2 protein-coding genes are annotated in these 1,701 nt (G+C 61.8%); one reads left to right on the top strand and one right to left on the bottom strand.

Going from position 1 to position 1,701, the window contains the following annotated elements; genetic code table 11:
- The coding region (locus tag ACRESD_RS05275) for a LysR family transcriptional regulator (protein WP_431749959.1) at positions 1–860 on the bottom strand (860 nt) is incomplete at its 3' end.
- A gap of 101 nt (positions 861–961) precedes the next feature.
- Here ACRESD_RS05275 and ACRESD_RS05270 point away from each other — a divergent pair.
- The gene (locus tag ACRESD_RS05270) at positions 962–1,666 is read left to right on the top strand and encodes an SDR family oxidoreductase (protein WP_431749958.1); all 705 of its coding nucleotides are present in this window, start codon (positions 962–964) and stop codon (positions 1,664–1,666) included.
- Positions 1,667–1,701: the final 35 nt, after the last annotated feature.

Genomic DNA, 1,701 nt, shown 5'->3' with positions numbered 1-1,701 from the left:
TGCAGCACTTTCACCCGCTCCGACACTTGCAGGCGATGTGGGCACATCAGGTTGAAGGGGGTCGGTTCGCCTTGCCAGTCAGGCAGTAGCGCTACCAGTCGCCCGGCCTTGATATCCCGTGCGATATCCAGATTGGCCTTATAGGCGATGCCGTGGCCGGCCAATGCCCAGCGCCGGACGATTTCACCGTCATCGCTGAGATAGTCGCCCGTGACCTCGACTTCCTGAAGCAGCGTGCCCTGACGGAAATACCAGGTGTTATTGGCCTGCCCGCGGCGCATATAGCGCAACGTACTGTGCCGGGCCAAATCCGCAGGTGTCTGCGGTATGCCGTAACGCGCCAGGTAATCGGGGCTGGCGCAGGGGATGCGCCGATGGCCGGGGACCACCGGCAGCGCTACCAGGCTGGAGTCCCTGGGTACACCGAAGCGCAGGGCGATGTCGACGGTGTCACGGAACAGGTCGGCATTGCTGTCGTTGAGCAGCAGTTGCAGGCGGATGTTCGGGTGCTCGAGCTTGAACTCATCCAGCCAACCCAGCAGCACATTGCGCCCAAAATCCGAGGGCGCCGCCAACTGCAGCAAGCCGCTGAGGCTTTGGCCCTGCTGCTTGATGGCATGCTCGCCTTCCGACAGGGCTTCCAGCGCGACCCGCACGCTGTCCAGATAACGGCGACCTTCCTCGGTCAAGCGCATGCTGCGGGTGGAGCGTGCGAGCAAGCGTACGCCGAGGCGGGTTTCCAGGCGCTTGAGGGCGATACTCGCTGCGGCTGGCGTCAAGCCCAGCCCGCGTGCGGCAGCCGATAAGCTGCCGGTATCGGCGGTGCGTACGAAGACCTCCAGGTCGAGTGTCGAGCTCATTTGTAAAAACCTTTTAAAGATCTTGTCGTTTTACCGGGATTTTTCGCCGATTGCCAAGCGTGGAAGATGAACGCTCACTTTCTCATCCAGGAATTTTCCCCATGGCTTCTTCTCTCAACGGCAAAACGGTCATCGTGATCGGCGGTAGCAGCGGTATTGGTGCCGCAGTGGCCAAGGCCGCCACCGCCCAGGGTGCGCACGTAGTGCTGGCGGGTCGCCGACTGACTTCCGGTGTCGACAATGGCCTGCGTAGCGAACCGGTCGACGTCACCGACGCCGCATCCTTGCAGCGTCTGTTCGAGACGGTAGGGCACTTTGATCACTTGGTGTATACGTCCGGCCCGTCGGTGCACGCCAAGCCACTGGTCGATACCGACCTGATCGAGGCCCAGGACAATTTCAATGTGAAACTCTGGGGCGCCTTGCGCGCCATCCAGCAGGCGCTGCCGTATTTGCATGAGCACGGCAGCATCAGCCTGACGTCGGGTCAACTGGGGCGCAAGTTGGCGCCCGGCCAATTCATCAAGACCGGCATCAACGCCGCAACCGAAGCGCTGGGCAAACAGCTGGCCAAGGAACTGGCGCCACGGCGGGTCAATGTGATCAGCCCGGGGGTGATTGATACACCGGCGTATGCGGGGTTGGCAGAAGAGCAGCGGTTGGCGATGTTTGCCAAGGCTGGGGAGACACTGTCGGTCGGGCGCGTGGGGCAGGCCGAAGAAGTGGCAGCGGGGTATGTACTGGCTATGGAAAATGGCTTTATAACCGGCGCCGTGATCGACATCGACGGCGGCGGCCTGTTGTAAGCGCTAAGCAAACATGTGTGGGCTTGTGTGGGAGC

Source organism: Pseudomonas sp., assembly GCF_050739995.1.
Taxonomy (GTDB): domain Bacteria; phylum Pseudomonadota; class Gammaproteobacteria; order Pseudomonadales; family Pseudomonadaceae; genus Aquipseudomonas.
The sequence above is the reverse complement of the archived record's forward strand: the minus strand, read 5'-3'. Positions and strand labels throughout refer to the sequence as shown.

Excerpts from the sequence above, each read along its gene's own strand:
- ACRESD_RS05270 (WP_431749958.1), top strand. The coding sequence starts at position 962 with ATGGCTTCTTCTCTCAACGGCAAAACGGTCATCGTGATCGGCGGTAGC.